The organism is Psychrobacter sp. 4Dc (assembly GCF_002836715.1).
Classification (GTDB): domain Bacteria; phylum Pseudomonadota; class Gammaproteobacteria; order Pseudomonadales; family Moraxellaceae; genus Psychrobacter.
This window is the reverse complement of the sequence record NZ_PJAT01000121.1, coordinates 1-2572: the sequence shown is the minus strand read 5'-3', so window position 1 is coordinate 2572 and position 2572 is coordinate 1. Positions and strand designations below refer to the sequence as shown.

The 2572-nt window shown below is 39.2% G+C and carries 3 protein-coding genes; 2 read left to right on the top strand and 1 reads right to left on the bottom strand.

From position 1 onward, the window contains the following. Positions 1 to 39 precede the first annotated feature (39 nt). Positions 40 to 435, top strand: a complete 396-nt coding sequence (locus tag CXF61_RS11485; protein ID WP_165598279.1) for a hypothetical protein — start codon at positions 40 to 42, stop codon at positions 433 to 435. Between the two features lie 238 nt (positions 436 to 673). Then, positions 674 to 2065 carry a serpin family protein gene (locus CXF61_RS11480; protein WP_131401077.1) on the top strand — a complete coding sequence of 464 codons (1392 nt, stop codon included), beginning with the start codon at positions 674 to 676 and terminating at the stop codon, positions 2063 to 2065. A gap of 22 nt (positions 2066 to 2087) precedes the next feature. Here CXF61_RS11480 and CXF61_RS11475 read toward each other — a convergent pair whose 3' ends face one another. Next, the gene (locus CXF61_RS11475) at positions 2088 to 2555 is read right to left on the bottom strand and encodes a hypothetical protein (protein ID WP_165598278.1); all 468 of its coding nucleotides are present in this window, start codon (positions 2553 to 2555) and stop codon (positions 2088 to 2090) included. Positions 2556 to 2572: the final 17 nt, after the last annotated feature.

Below are 2572 nucleotides of genomic sequence, written 5' to 3'. Positions count from 1 at the left end.
CTAGTGTAGATTATTTTAATAAACTTGGAGTAAGTATCATTGTTCCTTAACTTTAAAGCACCAATAATCTTATCTGTCCTGCTAATATCTTCTTGCTCTCAGTTTGATTCCAATCCAAAACAGGAGCAAATATCAGACGCAGAACCCATTACTGGTACAGCTTCTATGATAGCTTTATATAGCGGAAACCTTCACTTTAATGAAGATTGCATAATAGTAAGACCTGAAGGAGAAAAAGGTATTCAGTTAGCAATACCGAAAAATGAAGTCATATCTGAAGTTACTAATAATAGCTTAGTGTACCAAGGTAAAAAATATACTGAAGGGGATTATATCCAAGTAAGTGGAGGCGTTGTTGTCAATGACGTTTCTACATTTAAGAAAAAACATAACCTTAGTGAATGTGATGGGTTAGAGGTTTTCATTCCAAATTAATATTCAACTACTCAAATGCATACCTAAATAGAACCAGTAAGAACTGATTTCTGACATCCAACGTCATAAACTCTGTTGTGGGAACATGATCGGTGCGCTATACAGGCTTCGAACTGTAGGCTGTTAAAGTCACTAATTAGGATTAAAAATATAGTACGCTTACCAAAATAGACTAAACGATTGTAGATATTATACTAGAATGGCATCATCTTAACTCTACATTATTAGTGAAGCAGATATGAAGAATAACCAGTATTGTTATCCTAAAAAATTATACGGTAATCGTGTCATGGGTGCATTGGCAGTCAGCAGCCTATTATTCGTAGTTACTGGTTGTGACAGCACAATGAAGGGTACTAAGCCCACTGATAGCGTAGTTAATACCGCATCAAATCCAGAAAAATCATCCTTACCAGATAAAGCTAAAAGCAACGCTGACGCTCAAGCAGATAGCCCAGTTTATTTTATTGCTGCTGATGCTTCTGCGTCAACACCAGACGGCATCGAAAAAGTCACTACCGCCAACAATCAGTTTGCCATTGCCATGTACCGACAGATCAATGGACATACTGGGCAAGCAGATGACAACGTGTTTTTCTCGCCGTACAGCCTGTCCACTGCGATGGCAATGCTCTATGCCGCAGCAGAAGGGGAAACGAAAGCGCAAATTCAAAAGACCTTTTATTATCCCTCAATGGATATTCTCAATCCCAATAGCGCCGCGCTCTATAATCAATTTAACAAACCCAATCCTGATTATAAACTTGCCACGGTTAACGATTTATGGATGGAACAAGGGTTAACACCTACTAAGTCCTACGTAGATACGGTACAACGTTATTACGGGGGGCAAGTGACTAACCTTGATTTTGAAAGCAATCCTAATCCTTCGCGCCTCATCATTAATAAAAAAATTGCTCAGCATACCAATCAATTGATTCCTGAGTTGCTACCAAAGGGCAGTATCAAGCCCATTACAGTTGCCGTATTAACCAACGCCATTTATTTTAAGGGCGATTGGAAAGTACCTTTCGAGGTTCAGAGCACCACTGAGCAGCCTTTTTATAATCATATAGGTACGAGTCCTAACATCAAAATGATGCAACTACAGGAGCATTTTGGTTATAGCGAGGATAAGCAAGTGCAGGTCGTGCAATTGCCTTACAAGGGTGATGACTTATCTATGCTCGTAGTATTACCAAAATCGAAAGACAAAGCAGCAATGCAGCAGCTGGTGCAGGATTTGAGCGCTGATACGATTAAGCAATGGAGTAAAGATTTAGTCACTCAAGAAGTGAATGTTCATCTGCCAAAGTTTAAGCTTGAAGCAAGCTACCAGATGAAAAACCTACTCACGGATATGGGTATGCCAAGGGCTTTTGAAAAAGGTGCTGGGTTCAACTTATTCGATAATAGCCCGCCCATAAAAATTGACGATGTCTATCATAAAGCAGTGGTCATCGTGGATGAGAAAGGCACCGAAGCGGCAGCAGCGACGGGTATTGTTGCCAATGCAACTGCTGCTTCTGCTCCGCCACCTGTATTCAAAGCCGATCATCCGTTTATCTTTATGATTAAAGACAATAAAACCGATGCGATATTGTTTTTAGGTCAGGTTAATAAGCCTTAATTAGGGCATACCTTTTTATTAACTAACGTCGTATTTGCTGACCAGTTTCAATCAACTGTGGACTATCTGGATCCACTGCAAAAAGTGTATAAAAAGAATATATAGGGTTAGTAGTACTGTTTATGGTCACACTGTTTTTGTCAGGATGTTCTATAGATTCTTGTGCGAAACTTTCAATGTACAAGCTACTTTCGAGGTTATCTGTCAACTTAATTTGAAAACGTAAGCTACCATCCGCATTATAAATAGCTGCATTATTGGGATACCTGAAAAACCACGGATAACTAGTAGCTTCACTGAACTTTCTTGGCTGTTCTTTGTAAATAACTACAAATCCTGTGCGATCAGGTAATAGCTCTATGATGTTGGAAACTGGAATAAAAATTTCTTGATCATCTCCTAGCTTAGGGGCTGTATAGAATTGAGGAAGCATTGAAAAAAATAAGCAACGCCTTACTCTAATGTTTACCACAACAAAGAAATAAGGCATCACTTATGACTCGCACC